A 22,360-nucleotide genomic window follows, 5' to 3' on the forward strand; every position below is an offset into this window, starting at 1 on the left:
TCCTGTGGATGTGGGTGTTTTGTGCCGTTTTCTTGGCTTTCGCGACACCACCGTGTAGCGTGGTGTCATCGTCATGAATTTTCAAACAGCGTGGTATAAAATTATATGGGTCTGACAAATGTGTATTTCATTGGAGCAGGACCGGGTGATCCTGAATTGCTGACTGTCAAGGGGCAGCGGTTGATCAAGGAGGCTGATCTGGTCTTGTATGCCGGGTCATTGGTGCCTCTGGAGGTCATTTCCGGAACCAAGCCCGGCGCACGGGTGGCGGACTCTGCGCCGTTGAATTTGGAAGAAACCCATGCCCTGATGATGGAGACTGTTCAGGCCGGTGGCACGGTGGCGCGAGTACACACGGGAGATCCGTCCCTGTACGGGGCCATCCGTGAACAGATGGCCCTGCTTGATCGGGATGGGGTGTCGTATGCGGTCATTCCCGGTGTCACGGCTGGATTTGCGGCTGCGGCTGCGGCCACCCGGTCATACACCGTTCCGGAAGTGACTCAGACCCTGATTTTTACTCGATTGGCCGGGAAAACACCGGTCCCTGAAGCCGAGGCCTTGCGCCGATTGGCGTCTCATGGTTCGGCCATGTGCATTTATTTATCCGCAGGCAATCCCGAAGGTATTCAGACGGAACTGCTGGCAGGAGGCCTGGCCGAATCCACGCTGGTGGTCATGGCATATCGAGTGGGATGGCCGGAACAACGAGTGGTCGAGGCCCAGCTCGGCAATCTGGCTCAGACCGCGCGGGAGAACGATTTTGTGCGTCAGACCGTGTTCCTGATCTTGCCGGGACAGGGTGTTGACGATGCGGGCACGGCCCAGTCCTTGCTGTATGATGAGAATTTCACGCATATGTTCCGAAAATAGCAATGGTTCGGCGCGGTCGTCTCTTTTCGCCGAAATGCGAGAGAGCGTGACAATGCGTCATGACGTTCGCCTGGATTGTCTTAACCCAAGGAGAAATGTGGTGGAAACGCTCCGTGTGCAGACCCGTTCCCGGGAAGCAATGGTGGATATCACGCAGGCCGTGCAACAGCGGATTCGGGAAAAGGGATGGTCGGATGGCGTGCTGATGGTGTATTGTCCGCACACCACGGGAGCCATCACCATCAACGAGGGGGCCGATCCCGATGTGGTGCGGGATATCCTCGTGAATTTGCGGGCACTTGTTCCGTTACATGGTGACTATCTGCACGCCGAGGGCAATTCCGATGCGCATATCAAATCCAGTCTGTTTGGGTGCGATCAGCATGTGATCGTTGCGGACGGAGTCCTTCAGCTCGGGACATGGCAGAAGCTGTACTTCTGTGAATTTGATGGGCCAAGAACGCGTACCGTGTGGATGCAGTGGATGGCTTCGACCTGCGAACAGTAACACGATGGAGCGCGTTTTCGTGTTGTGACGGAGCGTGTTCATCATTCAGGGAATGGTGTGATGAAAAATAGTCACCGGTTCTTTAGTAATACCGATTGTCAGTATTTCCCGTGTCACAAGACCAGTCGGCCGGAACGGTTCAACTGTCTGTTCTGTTATTGTCCGTTGTATTTCTTTGAGGAATGCGGCGGCAACTACCGACTTTTGAAATCCGGGGTCAAGGACTGCACCGCCTGTCTCATCCCACATACATATGAAGGGTATGACCACATTCTGGCCAAGTTGCGGGAACGGTTCGCCGTGATCCGTGGTGAGACTTCTTCGGAGGAGTGAGCGGGGCTATTTGGTATGTCTGTTCACTGAGAATGGTGAATGGGTCATGTACAGATTCAGCTCCCTTTCGAGGCGATTCCTTTCCCAGGTAGCCGCCCGGGCTTGCGCTTCAAGGTCATGCTTGGGATTTTGAAATCGGGAAATGGCTACAAAGCAGTGCTTGATCCTTTGCAGGTCTTCGTGCCGACGTTTTCTCCAGAAATAATACGCCAGTATTTTGGCCGCACTTTTGATGTCTTCCTTGGAATACGGGAGCATTGATTCATCCAGTGGGTGGTCGCTTTCGTCTTCAACGAGTGGAAGCACCGCCATCAGGACATCTTTGGACCGGTGTAAGGATTCCCGGCTGATCCGATAGATTTTCACCTTTCGTTTGCGAAGGACATACCATTTGAGCAGATAGAGCAGAAAGGTCGTGACAAGGATGCCGACCCAGACCTGGGTGTCGATCATGTGGATTCTCCGATGGCGTGCGTGGCTGGCGGTGGTGTCATGGCGTGTGGGAACAGTGAAGTGACCGACGGCATTATTGCGGCATCATGCTTTCGAGAAGCGTGTCGCGGTATTTCGAAGGATCGGCACATTCCTTGATTTCGACGGGAGGCGTTTTACCCGAAGACTGGTTTGCCAGGTCGAGATCCCATGGCGTGACGGGCCGCATGGTGTGGTCCATGATGATTTTGATTTTTGGACACAGTGGGCGATCGGCGTTGGACTCGAAAACCAGCGCAAAATCGCCGGTGTTCAATTTGACGAGACTGCCTGCTGGAAAGATCCCAAGGCACTTGATGAACAACTGGACCTCCACGGAGTCGAAGTCCTGATCTCGCATTCCGTACATGATGCCCAGGGCCTTGTTGGGCAGGACCCCTTTTTTGTAACACCGATCACTGGTGAGCGCGTCGTAGATGTCTGCCATGCACAGGATGCGGGCAAAGGCCGGAATATCTTGACGAGTCAGTCCGTTGGGATAGCCGGACCCGTTGCATTTTTCGTGGTGCGCTCGGACCGCTTCAAGCACCTTGTGTGGAATGGCGGTATTTCGGCTCAGAATGGCGTATCCGTACTCGGGATGCCGTTGCATTTCCGCACACTCGAATCGGGAGAGCCTGCCGTTTTTGTGGACGATTCCGGTTGGAACTGATGTCTTTCCAAGATCATGCATCATACCGGCCAGGCCCAGCATGACGAGATCGTCGCGGGACATGCCGATGAATTCACCGAAGACAACGGCAATGGCAGCCACATTGATGGAATGGGTGTACGTGTACTCGTCAAAAGCCGCGAGTCGTGAAAGACAGATCAAAGTGTCCGGGTTACTGATCGCCGAATCCACAATGGCATTGGCCGTTTCCAGTGCCGTTTCATAGTCGATTCCTCGACCCATTTTCACGTCGTTGATGATTTTCATGGCATAGGCCATGGCACTTTCATAGGTAACTCGTGTTGTCTTGATGGCCTCGGAAAAGGGGGCGCGTTGCACGGAATCGGCCGAGGCTGTGTGATGCAACAAGGTATTGAGCGTGGTGCTGTCGGCGAGAGCTTCAACATCTTCCGTTCTGACAACAACTTGCTGGAAACCCGATTTCTTGATTCGGGTGATCGCGTCTTCGGATTCAATGACACCGGGAACCGCATAGAGATATGGTTGATGTTTCCACGGGCTGGAAGACAGTGCAACCACTTCCATGCCGACGGTGAGTTCGTTAATGGCTATTTTTTTTATCATGGGTTTAACGGGTATGCCTTTGGACTCGGGCCAGGTATGCGTTGATGTGTTCCTTTTCTTCTTTTTGAATATCCAGAAACATGGTTCCCATGGTGATGATGCCGTGGTCCTTGTGGACGTTTCGTATAAGGATTGGCAGCTTGAGAATGCCATTTGAACCGAGATTCATTATCACGAACAAGGTGTCATCGACCCGTGCTTTGGACAATTGGTCTCGCGAACCGGCCCGAGCGGAAATTTTGCAGCCGGTTTCACTCACGTTGACGATGAAACAGTCATATGTCGCGTTGGATGTATGGAGTGTCCCGTCAATGTTGCAATGCGTGCGCTCCTTGCGCCGTAATTCGATTTTTTCAATCACACTGGGATAATCGAAGAAAAGGAGAGAAGTCGGAGAAACAATGGCGTTGTGCACCGTGGTCTTGAACCCATACACCGTGCCTTTGTGGATGTATTTCAAAATGATTTCACCGCCGAGCGCGAGTTCATGCCGGATGCGTGACGGCAGACGCACATTGGCAATGACATAGTCGTATGGTTCGTAGCCCACGATTTTTCCGCGATAGGACTGTTTGGTCCCAGGAATTCGGATGATGACTTTTTTCCCTAATGAAATCTGCATTTTGACGCCGGGAATGAGTGCGACTTTGGTGTCGTTCAGGGTACAGATTTCCGGTTTGGTTGTATGCGGCTTCGGAGGCATTGTGTGATGGGACGTGATGTTAGGGAATCTCGAATGCGTTTTGTCCATTTTTAGAACAGTCGAGTCCGTTCGGACACGCGAATATAGCCTATACTTTCGAGTGTTGTCGATAGGAGAAAGTCCCGTTTGTACATTACGGGTTGTATTGAAGGGCTGATGCTGTGCGTGTGTGGACTAGAAAATAACTGCTTCAAACCAGAAAATATCAGTATTTTCATACATCCAGGCATTCTTGGGTAATCCGGCCTTGATGCAGGTCTGCGTCAGGAATGTTTCCCGATCCCACGCCCATTCCACCGGGACCTGTGGCAAGAGCAGACCGGAATACCGCCCTTGGGAGACGATCAGGCCATGGCGACCTATTTCCACCTGTTCGGGGTCCAGGCATTTTTCAATGGGACCCAGAATGGATATTTCGATGTCGAGTGCATCGAATTCATGGTCGGTAACCGGGGGAAATCGGGGATCTTCAAAGGCTGCGCTGTGTGCCATGGCCCAGACGGTACGGTACAGTTCGCCCTGGCCCCGAACATTCCCAATGCATCCTCGCAGGGTGCCGCCGAGCTTGAGAGTGACAAATGCCCCCAGTTCATCCCGAAGCGTTTGTGTCGGCGGCTCCGGGGGAGTGGATGGAGCATCGGCTGTGCCAAGTCCGAATTTGATGGACTGTTTGACCAGTTCTTTGAGGTAGGTCTTTTCTTCATCTGTCAGGGTAAAACGAAAATGGGTCATGATATGCCTCTCATTGGGGTTTGACGGCAGGGACAAAACACATTCCGATCAGGCCAAGGACGAACAGGACGATGATGGAAGCCATGCCCACCCGTTGGTTTCCTGAAACAAGGGTGAGCCAACCGACCAGAAAGGGACCGACAAAGGATGTGAGTTTGCCGGACAGGGCGAGAAGCCCGAACATTTCAGTTCGATGTTCGGGTGGGGCCGCGTGAGATAGGTAGGAGCGGCTCGAAGCCTGGACCGGGCCGACGAAAAAACCGAGGCTCAGGCCGAATATCCAGAACAGGGTCACGTCCGTGACGAGCAGGATGGCTGTTCCCGGAACGATCAGTCCGATCAGGGCATAGAGGATCGTCTTTCGCGGTCCCAGCCAGTCGTCGAGCCAGGCGAATGAGGCCGCGCCCAGTCCGGCCGTGATGTTGAGCCCGATGCCGAAGATGATGACCTGTGAGGGGGCCAGACCAAAGGTGGCCGCCGCATAAATACCGCCAAAAGCGAACATGGTGGTCAGTCCGTCATTGTACAGCATCCGGGCCAGCAGAAAAATGGCGATTCCCTTGGAGTCTCGCATGGATCTGAGGGATTGACGGAGTTGGATACATGCTTCGGCCACTGCCTGTTTGAAGGGAATGGCTGCGGTCGGGGTGTCCGGGGTATACCAGAACAGCGGTAGGCAGAAAATCAGATACCAGAGCGCGGTCAGCGGCATGACCATTCGGATATGCAGGGCTGCTTCCCGGGAGATGCCGAACCACCCCGGGGGTTGGACAAATCCATAGAGAGCGATCACCAACAACACGAGTCCGCCTGCATATCCCAATGCCCAGCCCCAGCCTGACCATCGGCCAATGGTTTGCGGGGATGCCAGATCAGGGAGCATGGCGTTGTAGAAGATTAGGGCGTATTCACTGCCGAGCGTGCCGATTCCGGCCAGCAGCAATGCGAGCCAGACACACGATGTGTCCGGTTGGACCAGCCAGAGAAGGGCCGTGGCCACAATACAGAGTCCGGTGAACAGGCCGAGCCATGGCTTGCGGCTGCCCGATCGATCGGCAATGGCTCCGAGAATCGGGCCGCCAAGACCTATCAGCAGGCCGGAAACCCCCATCATGGTGCCCCATTGGGCCGTGCCGATGGTTTCGTTTTCGGCGACGGCCTTGGTAAAGTAGGCAGCGAATACAAAGGTCTGTACCAGTGCCGCAAATCCCGAATTGGCCCAATCGTAGAGCGCCCATGCGCGGATGGCCCGAAGTGGTGAAGAGGGACGTGCGGCAGACATGGTGACGGTATCCTCGGGTTAAATGACTGCTGACACTGTTTCGGTCACATTGTCTCAGGGTTTTTCTGCCCAGAGGACGAAGACTGGATTTTGCGCCTTGAATCGAAGGTCCCCAGCAAGGGAATCCGTGGCCGAAGCCTGGAGTTGCGTGACGCCAAAATGCCAGCCGAGTTTTTTGAAGGTGTCTTTGGCTTCATGCAGGGAATCCAGCAGAATGCAATGAATCACAATACGGCCCTGCGGTTTGAGCCGGTCACAGGCAATGGAGAGCAGGGATGATTTCTGATTGGCCGGCCCCCCCAGTCCCCCACCGATGAAGATGCGATCTGGTGCAGGAAGTCCATCAAGAGCCTTTGGAAGTTCTCCGAGAACCGTATTGACGAGCCATGCGCCAGTGCGTCGAATGTTTTCGCGGATCATGGCCGCTCGGGTCTTGTGTCGCTCCACGGCAAAGACGTGTCCGCGATGGGCGAGGTATGAAGCCTCAATGGACACGGACCCGCAGCCCGCGCCGAGGTCCCAGACTGTGGAGTCCGGTTTGACATTGAGGTGGGCCAATCCCGTGGCTCGAACAGGCAGCTTGGTGATGAGATTCTTCTGGTGCAGATAGAAATGATCGGGAATACCGAGATTTAAATCGATCTCAGGTGGATATAACCGTTCCAGTATGACCAGATTGAGGGGAGAGAACTCCATGCCCCAGGTGTCGGGCAGAGCCAGAGGACGAATACGTTCCTCCGGGGTGCCAAGGTCCTCAAGGACGGTCATGGCAAAGCAGTCGGCACCCCGTTCAAGCAGGGCACGAGCCACTTCGGCCGGGGTGTTTTCAGCATCGGTGAAGACGGCGATCTGATCGGCTCGGACCAATGCCGCATAGAGTGGCGCGTAGTCCGAACGTCCATGCAGAGACACGAAATTCATGTCCTGCCACGGGAGTTTCAGCCTTGATGCAGCCACTTGGACGGTTGATATATTGGGTTCGACCGAGATGTTTTCACGACCGAATTCTTCGGAGAGTCGTTTGCCGATGCCGAAAAAAAGCGGGTCCCCGTCAGCGAGGACGACCACGGATTTTCCAGCTTGGGCAGTTGTACGTATGGTTTTGATGATTGGCGCCAGTGCCCCGGCAATGGGGAGTGTGGTGCATGAAGTTGACGAAATTTCGTCATGGCAGGCGGCGAGTAAACGGGTACCACCCACGACCAGATTGGCTGTGGCAAGGGTCGTGCGTGCGGCGTGCGATAGGGCAAGCGAACCGGGGGCAAGACCGATGATGTGAAGAGGTTCCATGATCGACATGCCGTCAATGTAAACGAATCCGGACAAAGGGGAAAGGAGAATAGCATGGTATCGAAAACGTTTGCGGTTGGTTTCCACTTTTTTTCGACTGTGCTATGCTCGCGGGAATTGATGTGCGGAGCATGGTGTTTCCGCTTCAGAAGGAGGACGGATGAAATTTTTTTTGGATACAGCGAATTTGGATCAGATACATGAAGTGAATGAACTCGGTCTGCTTGATGGGGTGACCACCAACCCGACATTGATGTCTCGGGAGGGCGGAGATTGGCGAGCGCAGGCGTCGTTGATTTGTGAAGCCGTGGACGGTCCGGTGTCGTTGGAGGTGATCGCCACCACCCACGAGGCCATGATCGAGGAGGCCATGGACCTCGTGACATTCGGGCCGAACGTCGTGGTCAAGATTCCCATGATTCCCGAAGGACTCAAGGCGTTGAAGGTGCTGCATGAACGGGAAATAAAGACCAATGTCACGTTGGTTTTTTCACCGTCACAGGCTTTGCTGGCTGCCAAGCTCGGGGCAACCTATGTGTCTCCTTTTGTGGGCCGGATTGACGGGCTGGGTCAGAGCGGCATGGAGTGCGTGGATCAGATGCGGACCATCTTTGATAATTACGGTTTCACCACCAAAATTCTGGTCGCTTCGGTGCGGCATCCCATGCATGTCATCGAATCCGGGCTGATCGGTGCGGATGTCGTCACCCTGCCCTATGCCACGATCATGCAGCTTATGCACCATCCATTGACAGACAAGGGGCTGGCTGCATTTTTGGCTGATTGGGACGCCTTTCAAAAAAATCAATAGGTGTGAATAACAGAGGTCTCATTGTCTTATGATGAGGCCTCTGTTTCAGATTATGGCGCGTCTGGTGCGGTGATACCCCTGCGTTCAACCGTTTTCAGCAAGGTGCGGATGTCGATCGGGGTCGGGATGTATCCCCGTTGAAAGGGGTGAGCGTGAAGTCTGCCTCGGAGGAGTCCTTCAGCCCATTCCTGCACCGTTGGGTGAAAAAAGGGTGGGTTGTTCTTGACGATGGTGGCCTTGGCATGTCCATCGTGGTCCCGTGCGGTGTGGGAAAAGTTTGCTGAGTGCATCTCATAGATGAAAAGCGGGGTGGGGAGGTGGAGAAAACGCGCCTTTTTCATCACGCATTGTATCCAGTAATCCCAATCTTCATATTCTGTGGTGGTGCGATACCGGATACCGGCATCCCAGATCCATCGACGATACATGGCGGTGTTCGGCAGGATATTTTGTGTCCGGAGCAGTCCCTGATTGAATTTCGGTAATGCTACTTTCCGAGCGGAGTGAAGGCCTTTTTCGAGATAATCCGTGTAGACGATATCGGTGTCCGGCGTTGTGTCGAGCGTGTTGACACACCGGGCGAGGAAGTCGGGCAACAGGGAGTCATCCGCGTCCATGCAGAGCAGATAGTGACCAGTGGCCGTGGCCAGCCCCGCATTGCGGACCGGGCCGGGAGAGCCGGTGTGGTCCAGTTGAAGGATTTCGAAACGGGCGCAGGGCAATCGGGTCGCCCATTGCGTTGCATTTGCCACGGATTCGTCGGTGCTGCCGTCGTCCACGAAAAGGATTTCCACTGTTTCAAGCGGTAGGGTTTGCGCGGCAATGGACCCGAAAAGGCGGTCCGAGAAATGACCGTAATTGTAGTTGGGAATGATGATCGAGACCTGTGGCATGGACGTTCCCTATGCTGAAGGCGTTTCTTTTGAATATTTGGCTGTGTCGGTCGCAGGCTGTGACGTTCCCAGTGTGCGTCCGTCAAAGTCGAAGACCATGTACGAAACCGTGCAGCGACCGTCGGCAAAGGCCGTGGCTGAAGCCGAGGCCTTGCGGATCAGCAGATCGATGAGCGCGGGCCGGGCCGGATCGTTCTCTAGCATGGCGAGCACCTGAACCGCAGTATTCGCACCCCGGATGACCGGGATATGGTGCGCGGCCACGTCGAGGCTTTCACACCAGTTGGCCAGCCTGTCGAAATCCACGGGGTGGGTCTTGGCATGGGTGTATGGCAGCCCCTGGGCCTGTTTGACCAGCTTGCCGAAAAACAGGGACCAGGTGACATGGGGAAAGTGTCGCTCTGCTGCGGCCTGCATGGCGGATTCGAAAAAGTCTGCGGCCTGAATCATGGCCAGTTCCGGGATGTGTGGATGGGCTTCCTGATACAGTCGTTCGGACCGTCGTCCCGTGGTGAAGATGGCGGTGTCCAGACCTTGCGCCTTGGCCACATCCAATCCTTCTTCAATGGTCGCGATCCATGAGGCGTGGGAAAAAGGCTTGACGATACCCTGTGTGCCCAGAATGGAAATGCCGCCGATAATGCCGAGTCGGGAATTCATGGTTTTTGGGGCAATGGTCGCACCATTTGGCACCTCGATGACAACGACAATGCGTTTGCCCTCAAGCGCACCGGCACCCGCTCGAATAGCTGTCTCGATTTGCCTGAGTGGTTCGGGATTGATGGCTGCCTTGCCCACTGCCACGGGCAACCCCGGTAGGGTGACGCGGCCAACACCGGTTCCGCCGTCAATGTCCACGGACAGCCCGTGTTCATGGGATGACTCGATGGACACCACGGCCTGGATTTCCGTCCCGTGGGTCGCATCCGGGTCGTCGCCACCATCTTTCATGACCGTGACGCGGATGTTTTCGCCGTCCGGCTCGTATCGTTCGATGGGGACGGAAAGGGAGCCTCCGGGAGGAAGAGGGACGTCCACCGCCGTTGGGCGGGAGCCGGTCAGAAGAGCGATGACGCCACTCATGGCCGCTGCCGAAGCACACGACCCCGTGGTTCGTCCGGTACGAAGCGTTTTAGACATGATGATCCTAGGCGACACGACGAGGCGGTTGATACAAGTGCGTCCCTGCCAGGTCGGAGATATTTTTGAGAATGTTTTTGAATAAAAGGCCATGGAATGGATACATGGCGTACCAATAGAGAATGCCGGTCAGGCCCTTGGGGAGGAATTTTGCGGTCATGGACAGGTCCACGGCATTGCCCCAATGCGCATCGAGCTTGAATTCGAGCAGGGCTTCGCCTGGTAGTCGCATTTCTGCCAGCAACAACAGTTTTTTGCCGGGGTCGCTGGAGATCACTCGCCAGAAATCCAATGCATCGCCCACGCGTGGCGTTTCGGTGCCATATGGTCGGCCTCGCCGGAGTCCGGGACCGGCCAGCAGCCGGTCGATCAGTCCCCGAATGCGCCAGAGTGAGTCGCCATAATACCACCCCTGTTCACCGCCGATTCGGGAAACGACCTCCCATACCTTGTCCGGGTCTCCCTGCAATCGGGCTGCGTAGCCCATTTCAAAACGGGTGCCTCCGGCATAATCCGGGTCATTGACCGAGGCCCATTCCGGCAGACAGGCACTGCCCACGTCAAACAGACAGGTTTCGACCTGTTTGTGTTCGGTCTTGTCGAGGGCCAGTCGGATGGCATCCCGGCAGGACATGCGGTGGATGGGAATGAGTGAGTGGATACGGTTGTCCCGGCAGATGACTTCATTGCGCAATCCTTCGATCAGGGAGCGGGAGAGTGTCATGGGGACCGGAGTGATCATGGAGACCCAGAAGGACGACAGTCGGGGCGAGAGAAACGGCAACGCGTGGATGCGCCGTTTCGGGATGTCCGCAACTTCGGCATAGAGTTGAAATAGTTCTTCATAGGACAGGATGTCCGGGCCGCCGATATCCAGCGTCAAGCCGGCTGTTTCTTTGGTTTCCAGGCAGCCGATCAGATAGTCGAGCACATTACGGATGGAAATGGGCTGGGTTTTTGTGCGGACCCATTTGGGGGTGAGCATGAAGGGCAATCGGTCCGCCAGATACCGCACCAATTCGAATGATGAGGACCCGGAGCCGATGATTTGGGCGGCGCGCAGTGTGGTCACCGAAGCCGGGGCCAGCGCGAGAATTCGACTGACTTCGGCCCGGGAACGGAGATGCTTGGACAACGGATGGTCTGCGTGATCTTCCCCCAGTCCTCCTAAATAGATGATACGCGAAAGGCCGGTTTTTTGCGCTGCTGTGACCATGTTGTACGCGGCATCGCGTTCCTGTGCCGCGAAATCCCGGCTCGGACCGCTCATGGAATGGACCAGATAATAGGCTGCGGAACACCCTTTGGCCGCACGGGTCAGGCTGGCCGCGTCGTGCATATCCGCTTGTACCGCTTCCACATGGGGATTGCGTCCCCATGACCGTCCCCGGATCTTGTCCACACTGCGTCCGGCAGCGCGCACAGTAAATCCTTTTTCCACCAGCAGGGGAACCAGTCGGCCTCCGACATAGCCGGTGGAACCGAGAACCAGAATCGGGCCGTGTGTCATGCCGTCCCTCTGCTTACCGGGGTTTGGTTTCGAACCGATACCCATCGTAATCTCGCTGGGGTATCCAGCCTTTTTCCCGCAAGCATTTTTCGTATTGGACGGCCTGTTGGCGTTTGTCCAATGGATACAGGTCCAGTGCATTGAACTTGCAAGTATCCGTGTCCTTGGCGAATTGTTTGTCGGCCGCCGCGCCGCTGAGATCGGTGTGATACCACGCTCTTGAACAGCCTGAAAACAGGAGCAGGGCAAGGAGCAAAAGGGTGAGACTCACGGTGAAAACGAGCTGGCGCATGGCGACTCCCGGGGTTATTCGTCTTTCAGGTTCCGGTTCATCAGGTCGCGAGTGGCCTGGGCCGGGTCTTTGTCCTCATAGAGTATCTTATACACTTGATCGGTGATGGGCAATTCCACGCCGAGTTTTTGTGACAGGTCATGCAGGGACTTGGTGGTTTTGACGCCTTCAGCCACCGCGTGCATGTCATTGATGATGTCGTTGAGTTTTTGTCCTTGTCCGAGTTTCAGGCCCACTTGTCGGTTGCGAGACAGGTCGCCGGTGCAGGTCAGGACCAGATCGCCCATGCCGGAAAGTCCCATGAAGGTCCGTTCCTGACCGCCCATGGCTTCTCCCAGACGGCTCAGTTCGGCCAGTCCTCTGGTAATGAGTGCGGCTCTGGCATCGTGCCCGAAGTTGAGACCATCGGCCATGCCGGCTGCAATGGCAATGACGTTCTTGACCGCGCCACCCAGCTCCACACCGCGATAATCGGGGGTGAAATAGACGCGGAAATACGGGGTGGAAAAGGCTTCCTGCAATTCGCGGCCAAGTTCGTGATCCTCACATCCCAGCGAGACTGAGGTGGGCATGTCAGCGGATACCTCGGCGGCAAAGGACGGGCCGGATAACGAGGCGTAACGGGGGCGTTTCCCTTCGAGTGATTCGGCGACGACACGGGACATGGGGGCCAGAGTATCCAGTTCGATGCCCTTGGATGCGCAGACGATAACCGGGTTGTCCGGCAGGATGTCGCGGAATCCTTCAAGGGCTGGTCGGATGAACTGACTCGGAATGACGACCAGAAAGTAATCGGCTTCGGCAAAGGCGATTTCGGGGTCGGATTCGACGTTGAGTTTTTCGGACAGGGTGACACCCGGCAGAAACGTGGTGTTTTCCCGGTTTTTTCGAATGGCGGTGACCACTTCTGGTTCACGTGCCCACAGGGTTGTATTGACATTGTTCTTTGCGAGCATGTCGGCCAGGGTGGTACCCCATGCGCCTGCGCCCAGAACTGCTATTTTCATGGATAAACTCCTTTGGTGCTCTCTACGATTGTGCAGCATACGTATGCTGGGAGCGGGTGGCAAGTCCCCAGTTCCGACTGGATAAAGGCGGGTGCGTGCACAAGGTTGCATCCTGTTACAGCCAGATGTATAGACCCTCCCATGGCTATACAATTCACCGAGACCGAGGAAAGGATACTCGCGCTGGCCGGGACTGATTTGCCGGACACCGAGCAGCCGTTCAAAACCATTGCCGAGACAGTGGGAGTGGACGAGCAGGATGTGCTCAATCTTTTGGCTGATCTCAAGGAGCGCAAGATTATTCGCCGCTTTGGAGCGACGCTCAGACACCAGCAGGCCGGATATGGTCACAATGCCATGGTGGCTTGGCGTGTGCCGGAAGAGCGGACAGACGAGGTCGGTGCAATCTTTTCGGCCCGATCCGAAATCTCCCATTGCTACATTCGGCGTACCTACCCGGAGTGGACGTATAATTTTTACACCATGATTCATGGTGAACGACCGGGCCATGCCCAGGAAGTGGTGGCCGAACTCGAGCAGATCATCGGTATTGATGACAACTGCGTCCTGCGGTCCCTGAAAGAACTGAAAAAAACCTCCATGGTCTATTTCAAATAATCCAATCGACACGAATCCGAGGCTGTCATGAACTCAAAAGAACTTTTTGCCAAGGCCCAGACCTTGATGCCCGGCGGTGTAAATTCGCCCCTGCGTGCCTGCAAGTACGTCAACGCTGAACCTGTCTTCATCGAGAACGCCAAAGGCGCGTATCTCTACGATGTGGAAGGTCGCAAGTATATCGATTACGTCTTTTCCTGGGGACCGCAGATTCTCGGCCATCAGGACCCTGCCGTGTCCGAAGCGGCACACAAGGCCATCGATCAGGGATCAAGCTATGGCGCGCCCTGTTTTGGTGAGGTCGCTCTGGCCGAAGCCATCAACAAGATCGTTCCTTCCATGGATATGATGCGCATGGTTTCATCCGGAACCGAGGCCACCATGTCCGCTCTGCGTCTGGCTCGGGGCTACACGGGCCGGGACAAGTTCGTGAAGTTCATCGGTAACTATCATGGTCATGCCGACGCCTTCTTGGCTGCTGCCGGTTCTGCCGCAGCCGTTGTGCCTGGAACGCCCGGTGTCCCGGAAGCAGTGACCAGTCACACTTTGCTCGCCCAGTATAACGATCTTGAGGCGGTCAAGGCCCTGTTCAAGGAGTCCGGTGACGAGATTGCCTGTGTCATCGTGGAGCCGGTCGCCGGAAACATGGGACTGGTCAAGCCCAAGGACGGGTTCCTTCAGGGATTGCGTGATTTGTGTACCGAATACGGTGCAGTGCTGATTTTTGATGAAGTCATTACCGGATTCAGGGTCGCTCGTGGTGGCGCGCAGGAACGGTTCGGCATCACCCCGGACCTGACCACGCTCGGCAAGATCATCGGCGGCGGTTTCCCGGTGGGATGTTTTGGCGGCAAGCGGGAAATCATGGAACACATGGCCCCTGTCGGCGGCGTATTCCAGGCAGGAACACTGTCCGGCAACCCGGTGGCCATGGCTGCTGGTGTGGCAGCCTTGAACCGTTTGAGCGAATGTGATTATGACGCTCTGGAAGCCCGGACAACCGCGTTTACCGAAGAACTGGCATCCATCATTTCCGGAAAGGGCAAACCTGTTCATCTTGTGCAGGTTGGTTCAGCTTTTACCATGTATTTTTCCGACAAGCCGGTGACCAATATGATTGAATCCGGTGAATGTGACGGAGAGGCATATGCCACCTATTGGCAACAGATGATCGCTCAGGGTATTTATTTGGCCCCGGCCGGTTTCGAGTGCGCCTTTACATCTTTCGCCCATACGGACGAGGATTTTGAGAAAACACTGGATGCAGCCCGAAAGGTTGAATTCTAGTCGAGAGTTTTTGGTTGAGTCGAAAACCGGGTCGATGCGCCGCGCGTATCGGCCTGTTTTTATTGTAAAGTTGATAGTGCTTCCTCTTTTTGCCGAGGGGTATTTTTTCACTTTTTCACTTTTGAATCATGCATGACGCTGATAAAGATAGAGAATGACAGCAAAAAAAATAGCGTATTACGCCCTGACCAGTAAGGGGCATACCATTGTCAGCCGTTTGGCTGTGAAGTTGGGCGGGACTGTGTATGCGTCCCGACGTCTTGAGGCCGAAGGGGCCACTCCGTTCGATTCGCTTTCCGATTTGATCGCCGCGACCTTCAATGCGTTTGATGCGCACGTTTTTGTTGCCGCATCCGGGATTGTTGTTCGTTGTCTTGCTCCGCACTTGCAAAGCAAGGAAACCGACCCCGCAGTGGTGTGTCTGGATCAGGAAGGCAAGTTTGCCATCAGCCTGTTGTCCGGCCATCTGGGGGGTGCCAATGAATTGGCCACGCAGTGCGCGCGGGTCATGGATGGACAACCCGTGATTACCACGGCCACGGATTCCGTGGGTGTTTTGTCCATCGACATGCTGGCGCAGTCTCGGGGATTGGCCATCGGCGATATCAGCAAGGTGAAGTATGTCAATATGGCCTTGTTGGAAGGGTTGCTGGTGCAGTTGCATGATCCCGAAGATTGGCTCGGTCTTGCCTGGAATATGAACTTTGAAGGCGTGAATTCGGTTGAGGATTGGGATACGTCCCGGCCTGGTGTCTGGGTTTCCTGGCAGAATGATTGCCCGGAAGGGGCGTTGTGCCTGCATCCTCGGACATTGCATATGGGTATCGGCTGCCGTCGTGACGTGTCCAAGGAAGAAATTCTTGACCATGTTCATACGATTTTCGCGGCAAAAGGACTTGCTTTGAAGAGCGTTGCCTCTCTCGGGTCTGTGGAAGCAAAACGGAATGAAGTCGGATTGCTTGAAGCCGCTGAAGATTTTGGCGTTGAGCCGGTTTTTTATTCGACCAAACAGCTTGCCTCTATTGATGTTCCCTCCCCGTCCGACATGGTGCTTGCTCATATGGCTGTACCTTCGGTGGCCGAAGCTTCAGCTTTGCTCGCGTCCCATGGTGGAGAGTTGATCGTGACCAAACAGAAAACCAGTACAGTGACCTTGGCTGTTGCGAGGACGCGGAATGATTAAAGCAGTGAGTTTGGGACCCGGTGACGAGAGCCTCTTGGTCCCTGCCGCCCGAGCGGCTTTGCAGGATGCGGATGTTATCGCCGGGTACAAGGGATATATTGAGTTGACGCCTCCTGAATTGTTGGAAGGCAAGGAAATCGTGTCCACGGGTATGATGGGTGAAGTGGAACGCGTGAAGGCTGCGGTGGACTGTGCCCGTTCTGGCAAGAAAACCGTGATGGTGTGCAGCGGCGACGCTGGCATTTACGCCATGGCCGGATTGATTCTGGAAATTCTCGAAGCGGAAAATCTGCTTGAGACCATTCCGTTCGAGGTTATTCCCGGAGTGGCCGCATTCAATGCGGCGTCTGCCCTGCTCGGAGCACCGCTCATGCACGATTTTGCTTCGATCAGTCTGAGCGATCTGCTCACACCGTGGGAACGTATCGAAAAACGACTCTCGGCTGCGGCAGAAGCGGATTTCGTCATCGCCATCTATAATCCGCGTTCCCGAAAACGGCATGACCAGTTGCGCAAAGCGCTTGATATTATCGGGAAATTCCGTTCACCAGAAACCCCGGTCGGTGTTGTTGGCAAGGCATATCGTCCTGGCCAATCCGTCACGGCGGTGCCTTTGAATCAGGTCGATGTGGAGACAGTGGACATGCAGACCGTGCTCATTGTCGGGAATTCCGCAACCCGGATTACGGGTGGCCGTATGTTGACACCACGGGGTTATCACCGAAAATATGATATCTGATACGAGTGGGGAAACTCGGAAAAGGCCCTTGCCTTGAAGGGGCTTTATCAGGTAAAAGCGAAAGTCTACGGTAGCGTACCTTCCTTGACAGGGGGGGGATACTTATTTATCCCGCTCAGTAGAGAGTGTGACTGTTTATCTTTTTTTTATGCAACAGGAGGAACTAACTCAATGAAGAAATCACTGATGATCAGCCTGATGGTTGTTGCTCTGGTGTGCGTGTTCGCCTTGCCTGCGGTTATCGCCGGTAATGCCGCTCCGGACCAGATTACGATCACTGCCCCTGAGGGCGTGAAGGCGACCAAGACACCCGTTGACTTTCCGCACAAGATGCATGCCGATTCCGGCATCGACTGTCTGGTCTGTCACCACAAGGACGAGTCCAAAGACGCAGTCAAGAGCTGTGCCGCCGAGGGCTGTCACGTAGATGCCAGCAAGGCTGCCAAGAAGAAACCTGAAGGTTTCTACCAGGCTTTCCATAACAAGAAGTCCAAGACTTCCTGTCTGGGTTGCCACAAGGCTGAAAAGAAAGCCGGCAACAAGAAAGCTCCCGTAAGCTGTAAGGCTTGCCACCCCAAGAAGTAAAACGCTCGGGTAATTCGAGGGGGGGCTGTTCAAAGACGGCTCCCTCTTTTTTTTAATCTTCTCTCAGGAGGTCGATATGACCCCGGCTTCTCCCCATGACAAAAACGTCGATGTCAGTGAGCTTTTGAATGAAAATGTGCCCGGAAAGGACGGATTGGATCCCGATTCCGTGGATGCAAATTTTGAACAGGAGCTTGAAGACCTTTTTGCTGACGACCTGGAAGATGCTCCGTCCGATGGCAATGATGGGCCTGTTGTGCTCGACGAGGTTGTGGAGGACGACGTCATTGTGTTGGACGACGTCATCGAATCCACTGATGATGCGACTCAGGAGATCGAGACGCCTGTGGTCGAAGAATTCGACGACGATGACGAATTGATCGTGCTCGAAGATATCGTTGAAGAGGATTCGGATGAACCGTTGATTCTCGATGATGAAGTGCCCGTTGTTTCCGACGAAAAAGTGGCCGAGGTCGAAGCCCTGATTGACGATATCGCCGAAGTCTCCGAGCCTGAATTCGAGCCGGAGAGCGCGGAAGAAATCATTGAGTTGGATGATTTGGTGATTGAATCCGAGTCCGCAGACGATGCGATTCCGGAATTGGACGAGTTGTTGGATGAAGCCGACAGTTTCGGGGATGGAACCGACGTGATTCCCGAGAGTCAGAGTGACTCGGATGCGGACGCTCTTTTGGATGACGAGAGCGAGTCTGAATCCGAAGAAAATTTTTCTGTTTCTGAAAACATAACCGAAAATGAACCAGTTGAATCTTTTGTGGAGGACATTCCTGTGGAACAGGCCGTGTCCGAGGCAGCCATTGATTCGATCATGGATGAACCCGAGTCTGAATCCGATGTTGAGCCGACGGCTGAGAAAGTTCCGGCCAGTGCGGTTGTTGCTGGAAATGTGTTTAACCAGATTCGTAAGAATACACAGGATTCCACCGAGGTGGACAGCGATTTGACAGGCCTTGAGGCACTGGAAAATGATGCCATCGAAGACGTGGACAGCTTGCTTGACCATGTTGATGTTTCGGATGTCATTGACGCTGAAAGCGATGATGGTCTGGGCATGGATATTGCGGTCGAGGATTTTGAAGACGTGGAGATTCCCGAGAGAGTGTCGCCCGACGCCGAGTATGACATGGCCGATGATCTGGATGTGGATGGATTGCTTGAAGACGTGTGTTCGGAAACCGAGGCCGCGACCATCGCGGAATTGCAGGACACGGTTGCCGCGCTTGAATCTCGTGTTGAAGATCTCGAAAAACGACTGCGAGACGATATTGCCCAGATGGTCCCGGCTGTCGCCGCACGTATAATCCGTGAGGAGATCGTGGCGTTGGCCAACGATTTGGACGAATAATGCTATAGATTCCAATTCGGCTTTTGCGTCGGTTTGGTGCTTATGGTCAGATTGCTGTTATGCAGCAGAAAAAGATCAGCTTCCCGTGTCTGAAAGTGACGCGTCGGTCCTGATCTTTTTTTGTGGGATCAGGTCCCACAAAAGGTCTGTTTGACCTGCTCGGATGGTGTTGGTGGAAGCAGGTATTCCGCATACTTCGGTTGGTCCGAGAACGGTGCGTCAAGCAGGGTGATGAGGGTGTGCGTTTTGGAAAAATCCCCATGTGTTTCGGCTGCCTGTATGGCCTTTTCAACCTGATGATTCCTGGGGATGAAGGCGGGATTGGTGGCTCGCATGGACTGAATGATGGATTCCTTTGATCGGGGTTCCCGACCAAGAAGGACATGCCAGTCCGAGAGCCAGTGCTCGATTTCGGGGTGCGTTGAAAATAGCGCAGCGAATGAGGACGTTTCTGTGACCGCGCCACTCAGACGGCGGAAGGTTTCGGTGAAATCCGCATGGTCCTGATGCATCAGTTCGAGCAGACGTTTGACATGGGCGAACCCGTCATCGCTTTCTTTAGACAGCCCTATCTTGGCACACATGGCCGTGCGGTAGTGGTGGGCAAAGGTCGGGGTGAATGTCGCGAGCACGGTTTCGCCGATGTCCGTGGCAGCATCTTCATCCGCATGGAACAACGGCATGAGACACCCTCCCAGACATCCGAGATTCCATTGGGCGATCAATGGTTGCTGGTTATAGGCATAGCGTCCCTGATGGTCGATGGAGCTGAAGACCTGGGCCGGATCATAGTGATCCATGAAAGCGCATGGACCGTAGTCTATCGTTTCGCCGGAAAGAGCGGTGTTGTCGGTGTTCATGACTCCATGAATGAACCCCACGCTCATCCATTTGGCCAGCAGACGGGCCTGACTGTCGCAAATGAGTGCCAAAAGTGTTGCTGCCGGGATTTCCGTGTCCAGTGCTTCGGGGTAGAGTCGCTGTATGACGAAATCAGTGAGCTGTTTTAGACCGTCCACATCCTGTCGGGCCGCGAAAAATTCAAAGGTGCCCACTCGAACGAAACTGCGGGCGATTCGTGTGAGAATGGCTCCGGGAAGTTCGGTTTCCCGGTGGACTTTTTCACCCGTCAGAACCATGGCCAGTGCGCGGGTGGTCGGAATCCCCAGTGCGTGCATGGCTTCAGAGACGATGTATTCCCGGATAACCGGTCCCAAGGGCGAGCGGCCATCACCACCGCGTGAAAAAGTTGTTGGCCCGGATCCCTTGAGCTGTATGTCGAACCGAGCGTCTTTGCTCGTGAGAATTTCTCCCAGAAGCACAGCCCGACCATCGCCGAGTTTGGGGACAAAATGACCGAATTGATGGCCTGCATAGGCCTGCGCAATGGGGTCCATCCCGTCGAGCAACATATTGCCCGCAAAGAGTTCCGCCAGTTGTATTTGATTGTCTGGCAGAGGGAGTTCCAGTTCTTTTGCCAACGGGGTGTTGATACGAATGAGACTGGGCTTTTCAACGACGACAGGGCTGATTTGTTGAAAAAAGCGGCTTGGGAGCCGAGCATAGGTGTTGTCGAATATCATGGATGTCCCAAAAGGTTTTTCCAGGCCGGCAACAGGGTGTCGATGGAGTTGGCGAGCAGCTGCATGTATTGAATTTCGATGTCGATCATTTCCGTATCATTTCGTCTGAGCCATTCGGACATCCACGCGAACCGCATCCCCAGAATCAACTCTGGAAGCAGTGTGAATGCGTCGTTTTCAAGATACCCTGCCGTGTTCAGAGTGGCCAAGAGCGTTGGAGACAGGCCCCGAATGAGGGCCAGCGGGTCTTCGATGCCGACACACCCCAGGCAGTTGGCCACATCGAACAGGGCAGGTCGAACGCCGGAAAATTCCCAGTCGATGACCGCCGCCACTTCGTGCTCCTGCCAGATGATATTCAGAGGGTGAAAGTCGCCGTGGCAGAGTGTGGTTGGCAGATCGGGCCATGCTTCGAAAAGAGGAGAGAGTCCGTCCTGGATCGGGATCAGGGCGTGATGGATTTCCGGATGCCGGACAGCCAGCGTCTCCATGAGTTCATGGATGTATGTTTCCAGTCTGAATGGTGTGGCCGCGTCACATTTCTGAAGATTCGGAGCCGCTTCGTGGAGCGCGACCAGAAATTGACCCAGCGCATGGCCGCGTGTTCGATCTTCGATGTAGTCGGGTTGCGGCAGCGGTGTCCCGGGGACAAAGGGGGACAGTTGAAAAAACGCGTGATCCTGTTTCACCACGTAGTGGCCATTGCGGTCGGCACGGTATGCGGGGATGGGGAGATCTTTTTGGGCGAGGGTCGCGAGGCAGTGCCCTATCTGCTCGCGTCGTTCGAGTTGGTCTGGTCGGAGCTGTTCAAGTATCCAGACCGTGCCTGAGCGATCTTCCACTGGTGCGCGGTGGAGGCATCGTTGGGGGCTTCCCGGTAATTGTATGTCTGGTCGTGGTCTGCCTGGTTCCAGGTCCCACAGCAACAGATGGTCTTTCATGGTGTCAATACTTCCTGGCAAGACCAAGGGCCAGACACAGTGCGTCCATGTTCTCGCGGATGAGTGTTTGTTCGGAAACCGGGATGTGGGTATCGATGGCGGAGCGGTGGGCTTCCATCTGGCCGTCCAGTTGTTCGGCGAGCATCTGTTTCATTCTGATTCGTTGTGTTTCGGGCATGTTTTGCCTCTGTGCCTTGATCTGATGAGTCATGGTTTCCAGCTAGTCCACGTTTACCATGGTCAGGGCGTGGTTGTATATGTCCATGACTCGTTCTTTTTTTCAGCCTCGGCTGTTGCGTGAGGCCATTTGGCCATCGGACAACGATAGGTGTTTATGCGGTAAAGACGTTTTTGAGCAGTTCGGTGTCCCCGGAGTCGGTCGGGTCCATGGACTGCATCACATATGGCCGCCAGATAAGGGTCGTGATGCTTGGGGCTTCGACAGCCAGTTGGTGTGCCAGATGTTCTTCTGCTGCCTTGGCTGCGTAATAGGCTCCAATTCCTGGCTGCGCTTGTTCAGCACCGTCAGAACCAAAGAAAATGGCCAATCCTTCGCCTTTTCGTAGCAGAATGGGGACGGCATATCGGATCAATTGGTGGGCCGCGCCCACTGAAGCGTTCATGACCTCGTGGAGGTGGTCTTCAGTGATGTCCCAGACCAGTGGTCCCGGTTTGAAAATCCCGGCGGCCTGCACAAAACCATGAAAATTGCCAAGGTCGTAAGCGGTTTTGACAAGCTTTTTGGCAACGGCCGCAGTTGAGGCGTCACCGGCCAGACTTTCCGCCTGGACGCCGTAACTGCGGCAGGTGTCACGGGTCTTCTCAAGTCCCGATTCCGTTCTGGCGCCAAGGACGAGGTTGACGCCATCATGGGCCAGTTCTTTGGCCAGGTTTGCCCCAATGCCTTTGGATGCCCCTGTCACCACAAGGGTTTTATTCCTGAGAGAAGTCATAT

At 54.9% G+C, this 22,360-nt stretch carries 25 protein-coding genes; 10 read left to right on the forward strand and 15 right to left on the reverse strand.

Features of this window, described 5'->3' with window-relative positions; genetic code table 11:
* Positions 1-105 precede the first annotated feature (105 nt).
* The 3 genes from cobM to GO013_RS09540 all read left to right on the forward strand — a co-directional run bounded on the left by cobM (position 106) and on the right by GO013_RS09540 (position 1,714).
* Positions 106-873 (forward strand): precorrin-4 C(11)-methyltransferase, encoded by a 768-nt coding sequence (gene cobM / locus GO013_RS09530; protein ID WP_163810510.1) that lies wholly within the window; start codon positions 106-108, stop codon positions 871-873.
* A gap of 100 nt (positions 874-973) precedes the next feature.
* The gene (locus tag GO013_RS09535; RefSeq protein WP_163810512.1) at positions 974-1,381 is read left to right on the forward strand and encodes a secondary thiamine-phosphate synthase enzyme YjbQ; all 408 of its coding nucleotides are present in this window, start codon (positions 974-976) and stop codon (positions 1,379-1,381) included.
* A gap of 60 nt (positions 1,382-1,441) precedes the next feature.
* Positions 1,442-1,714, forward strand: a complete 273-nt coding sequence (locus GO013_RS09540; protein ID WP_163810514.1) for a cysteine-rich small domain-containing protein — start codon at positions 1,442-1,444, stop codon at positions 1,712-1,714.
* Positions 1,715-1,720: 6 nt separating this feature from the next.
* Here the strand turns inward: GO013_RS09540 and GO013_RS09545 are convergent, their stop codons facing one another.
* The 6 genes from GO013_RS09545 to cbiE form a co-directional block, all read right to left on the reverse strand.
* Entirely contained in the window at positions 1,721-2,167 is a 447-nt protein-coding gene (locus tag GO013_RS09545; RefSeq protein ID WP_163810516.1) for a hypothetical protein, read from the reverse strand.
* Positions 2,168-2,240: 73 nt separating this feature from the next.
* A complete protein-coding gene (locus GO013_RS09550; RefSeq protein ID WP_163810518.1) occupies positions 2,241-3,443 on the reverse strand; it encodes an HD-GYP domain-containing protein in 1,203 nt (400 codons plus the stop codon).
* 4 nt (positions 3,444-3,447) lie between these two features.
* Positions 3,448-4,146, reverse strand: coding sequence for a flagellar brake protein (locus GO013_RS09555; protein WP_163810520.1), 699 nt, complete (start codon positions 4,144-4,146; stop codon positions 3,448-3,450).
* Between the two features lie 174 nt (positions 4,147-4,320).
* The gene (gene amrA / locus GO013_RS09560) at positions 4,321-4,878 is read right to left on the reverse strand and encodes an AmmeMemoRadiSam system protein A (protein ID WP_163810522.1); all 558 of its coding nucleotides are present in this window, start codon (positions 4,876-4,878) and stop codon (positions 4,321-4,323) included.
* 10 nt (positions 4,879-4,888) lie between these two features.
* On the reverse strand, positions 4,889-6,160 hold the full coding sequence (locus GO013_RS09565) for an MFS transporter (RefSeq protein ID WP_163810524.1): 1,272 nt from the start codon (positions 6,158-6,160) through the stop codon (positions 4,889-4,891).
* Positions 6,161-6,214: 54 nt separating this feature from the next.
* Complete coding sequence (gene cbiE, locus GO013_RS09570) at positions 6,215-7,450, reverse strand: precorrin-6y C5,15-methyltransferase (decarboxylating) subunit CbiE (RefSeq protein WP_239057814.1); 1,236 nt, start codon at positions 7,448-7,450, stop codon at positions 6,215-6,217.
* Positions 7,451-7,610: 160 nt separating this feature from the next.
* Here cbiE and fsa point away from each other — a divergent pair, with 160 nt between their 5' ends.
* Positions 7,611-8,261, forward strand: coding sequence for a fructose-6-phosphate aldolase (gene fsa / locus GO013_RS09575; RefSeq protein WP_163810526.1), 651 nt, complete (start codon positions 7,611-7,613; stop codon positions 8,259-8,261).
* A gap of 50 nt (positions 8,262-8,311) precedes the next feature.
* On the opposite strand, the gene GO013_RS09580 is transcribed toward fsa, so the two are convergent.
* From GO013_RS09580 to GO013_RS09600, 5 genes are read right to left on the reverse strand one after another with little or no spacing between them, the layout of a single operon-like run.
* Positions 8,312-9,154: a glycosyltransferase family A protein gene (locus GO013_RS09580; RefSeq protein WP_163810528.1), complete on the reverse strand. Its 843-nt coding sequence runs from the start codon at positions 9,152-9,154 to the stop codon at positions 8,312-8,314.
* Between the two features lie 9 nt (positions 9,155-9,163).
* A complete protein-coding gene (gene cbiD, locus GO013_RS09585) occupies positions 9,164-10,294 on the reverse strand; it encodes a cobalt-precorrin-5B (C(1))-methyltransferase CbiD (RefSeq protein WP_163810530.1) in 1,131 nt (376 codons plus the stop codon).
* A 7-nt stretch (positions 10,295-10,301) separates the two neighbouring features.
* Complete coding sequence (locus GO013_RS09590; RefSeq protein ID WP_163810532.1) at positions 10,302-11,804, reverse strand: SDR family oxidoreductase; 1,503 nt, start codon at positions 11,802-11,804, stop codon at positions 10,302-10,304.
* A gap of 13 nt (positions 11,805-11,817) precedes the next feature.
* Positions 11,818-12,096, reverse strand: a complete 279-nt coding sequence (locus GO013_RS09595; RefSeq protein ID WP_163810534.1) for a hypothetical protein — start codon at positions 12,094-12,096, stop codon at positions 11,818-11,820.
* A gap of 14 nt (positions 12,097-12,110) precedes the next feature.
* Positions 12,111-13,103 carry an NAD(P)H-dependent glycerol-3-phosphate dehydrogenase gene (locus GO013_RS09600; RefSeq protein ID WP_163810536.1) on the reverse strand — a complete coding sequence of 331 codons (993 nt, stop codon included), beginning with the start codon at positions 13,101-13,103 and terminating at the stop codon, positions 12,111-12,113.
* A 141-nt stretch (positions 13,104-13,244) separates the two neighbouring features.
* On the opposite strand from GO013_RS09600, the gene GO013_RS09605 reads away from it, so the two are divergent.
* The 6 genes from GO013_RS09605 (at position 13,245) to GO013_RS09630 (ending at position 18,881) form a co-directional block, all read left to right on the forward strand.
* Positions 13,245-13,721, forward strand: coding sequence for an Lrp/AsnC family transcriptional regulator (locus tag GO013_RS09605; protein ID WP_163810538.1), 477 nt, complete (start codon positions 13,245-13,247; stop codon positions 13,719-13,721).
* 27 nt (positions 13,722-13,748) lie between these two features.
* A complete protein-coding gene (hemL, locus tag GO013_RS09610; RefSeq protein WP_163810540.1) occupies positions 13,749-15,008 on the forward strand; it encodes a glutamate-1-semialdehyde 2,1-aminomutase in 1,260 nt (419 codons plus the stop codon).
* Between the two features lie 154 nt (positions 15,009-15,162).
* Positions 15,163-16,191: a cobalt-precorrin 5A hydrolase gene (locus GO013_RS09615; RefSeq protein ID WP_163810542.1), complete on the forward strand. Its 1,029-nt coding sequence runs from the start codon at positions 15,163-15,165 to the stop codon at positions 16,189-16,191.
* Positions 16,184-16,930, forward strand: a complete 747-nt coding sequence (gene cobJ, locus GO013_RS09620; protein ID WP_163810544.1) for a precorrin-3B C(17)-methyltransferase — start codon at positions 16,184-16,186, stop codon at positions 16,928-16,930. Before GO013_RS09615 ends, cobJ begins: the two co-directional genes overlap by 8 nt.
* A gap of 171 nt (positions 16,931-17,101) precedes the next feature.
* On the forward strand, positions 17,102-17,515 hold the full coding sequence (locus tag GO013_RS09625; protein ID WP_163810546.1) for a cytochrome c3 family protein: 414 nt from the start codon (positions 17,102-17,104) through the stop codon (positions 17,513-17,515).
* Between the two features lie 76 nt (positions 17,516-17,591).
* The gene (locus GO013_RS09630; protein ID WP_163810548.1) at positions 17,592-18,881 is read left to right on the forward strand and encodes a hypothetical protein; all 1,290 of its coding nucleotides are present in this window, start codon (positions 17,592-17,594) and stop codon (positions 18,879-18,881) included.
* Between the two features lie 128 nt (positions 18,882-19,009).
* On the opposite strand, the gene GO013_RS09635 is transcribed toward GO013_RS09630, so the two are convergent.
* The 4 genes from GO013_RS09635 to GO013_RS09650 all read right to left on the reverse strand — a co-directional run bounded on the left by GO013_RS09635 (position 19,010) and on the right by GO013_RS09650 (position 22,358).
* Complete coding sequence (locus tag GO013_RS09635; RefSeq protein ID WP_163810550.1) at positions 19,010-20,464, reverse strand: YdiU family protein; 1,455 nt, start codon at positions 20,462-20,464, stop codon at positions 19,010-19,012.
* Complete coding sequence (locus GO013_RS09640) at positions 20,461-21,405, reverse strand: phosphotransferase (protein ID WP_163810552.1); 945 nt, start codon at positions 21,403-21,405, stop codon at positions 20,461-20,463. The genes GO013_RS09635 and GO013_RS09640 overlap by 4 nt, the downstream gene beginning before the upstream one ends.
* 4 nt (positions 21,406-21,409) lie before the next feature.
* The gene (locus GO013_RS09645) at positions 21,410-21,583 is read right to left on the reverse strand and encodes a hypothetical protein (protein ID WP_163810555.1); all 174 of its coding nucleotides are present in this window, start codon (positions 21,581-21,583) and stop codon (positions 21,410-21,412) included.
* Positions 21,584-21,737: 154 nt separating this feature from the next.
* Positions 21,738-22,358, reverse strand: coding sequence for an SDR family oxidoreductase (locus GO013_RS09650; RefSeq protein WP_163810556.1), 621 nt, complete (start codon positions 22,356-22,358; stop codon positions 21,738-21,740).
* Positions 22,359-22,360: the final 2 nt, after the last annotated feature.

The organism is Pseudodesulfovibrio sp. JC047 (assembly GCF_010468615.1).
GTDB lineage: Bacteria > Desulfobacterota > Desulfovibrionia > Desulfovibrionales > Desulfovibrionaceae > Pseudodesulfovibrio.

Excerpts from the sequence above, each read along its gene's own strand:
- cobM (WP_163810510.1), top strand. The coding sequence starts at position 106 with ATGGGTCTGACAAATGTGTATTTCATTGGAGCAGGACCGGGTGATCCT.
- GO013_RS09540 (WP_163810514.1), top strand. The coding sequence starts at position 1,442 with ATGAAAAATAGTCACCGGTTCTTTAGTAATACCGATTGTCAGTATTTC.
- GO013_RS09545 (WP_163810516.1), bottom strand. The coding sequence starts at position 2,167 with ATGATCGACACCCAGGTCTGGGTCGGCATCCTTGTCACGACCTTTCTG.
- GO013_RS09550 (WP_163810518.1), bottom strand. The coding sequence starts at position 3,443 with ATGATAAAAAAAATAGCCATTAACGAACTCACCGTCGGCATGGAAGTG.
- GO013_RS09555 (WP_163810520.1), bottom strand. The coding sequence starts at position 4,146 with ATGCCTCCGAAGCCGCATACAACCAAACCGGAAATCTGTACCCTGAAC.
- amrA (WP_163810522.1), bottom strand. The coding sequence starts at position 4,878 with ATGACCCATTTTCGTTTTACCCTGACAGATGAAGAAAAGACCTACCTC.
- GO013_RS09565 (WP_163810524.1), bottom strand. The coding sequence starts at position 6,160 with ATGTCTGCCGCACGTCCCTCTTCACCACTTCGGGCCATCCGCGCATGG.
- cbiE (WP_239057814.1), bottom strand. The coding sequence starts at position 7,450 with ATGGAACCTCTTCACATCATCGGTCTTGCCCCCGGTTCGCTTGCCCTA.
- fsa (WP_163810526.1), top strand. The coding sequence starts at position 7,611 with ATGAAATTTTTTTTGGATACAGCGAATTTGGATCAGATACATGAAGTG.
- GO013_RS09580 (WP_163810528.1), bottom strand. The coding sequence starts at position 9,154 with ATGCCACAGGTCTCGATCATCATTCCCAACTACAATTACGGTCATTTC.
- cbiD (WP_163810530.1), bottom strand. The coding sequence starts at position 10,294 with ATGTCTAAAACGCTTCGTACCGGACGAACCACGGGGTCGTGTGCTTCG.
- GO013_RS09590 (WP_163810532.1), bottom strand. The coding sequence starts at position 11,804 with ATGACACACGGCCCGATTCTGGTTCTCGGTTCCACCGGCTATGTCGGA.
- GO013_RS09595 (WP_163810534.1), bottom strand. The coding sequence starts at position 12,096 with ATGCGCCAGCTCGTTTTCACCGTGAGTCTCACCCTTTTGCTCCTTGCC.
- GO013_RS09600 (WP_163810536.1), bottom strand. The coding sequence starts at position 13,103 with ATGAAAATAGCAGTTCTGGGCGCAGGCGCATGGGGTACCACCCTGGCC.
- GO013_RS09605 (WP_163810538.1), top strand. The coding sequence starts at position 13,245 with ATGGCTATACAATTCACCGAGACCGAGGAAAGGATACTCGCGCTGGCC.
- hemL (WP_163810540.1), top strand. The coding sequence starts at position 13,749 with ATGAACTCAAAAGAACTTTTTGCCAAGGCCCAGACCTTGATGCCCGGC.
- GO013_RS09615 (WP_163810542.1), top strand. The coding sequence starts at position 15,163 with ATGACAGCAAAAAAAATAGCGTATTACGCCCTGACCAGTAAGGGGCAT.
- cobJ (WP_163810544.1), top strand. The coding sequence starts at position 16,184 with ATGATTAAAGCAGTGAGTTTGGGACCCGGTGACGAGAGCCTCTTGGTC.
- GO013_RS09625 (WP_163810546.1), top strand. The coding sequence starts at position 17,102 with ATGAAGAAATCACTGATGATCAGCCTGATGGTTGTTGCTCTGGTGTGC.
- GO013_RS09630 (WP_163810548.1), top strand. The coding sequence starts at position 17,592 with ATGACCCCGGCTTCTCCCCATGACAAAAACGTCGATGTCAGTGAGCTT.
- GO013_RS09635 (WP_163810550.1), bottom strand. The coding sequence starts at position 20,464 with ATGATATTCGACAACACCTATGCTCGGCTCCCAAGCCGCTTTTTTCAA.
- GO013_RS09640 (WP_163810552.1), bottom strand. The coding sequence starts at position 21,405 with ATGAAAGACCATCTGTTGCTGTGGGACCTGGAACCAGGCAGACCACGA.
- GO013_RS09645 (WP_163810555.1), bottom strand. The coding sequence starts at position 21,583 with ATGCCCGAAACACAACGAATCAGAATGAAACAGATGCTCGCCGAACAA.
- GO013_RS09650 (WP_163810556.1), bottom strand. The coding sequence starts at position 22,358 with ATGACTTCTCTCAGGAATAAAACCCTTGTGGTGACAGGGGCATCCAAA.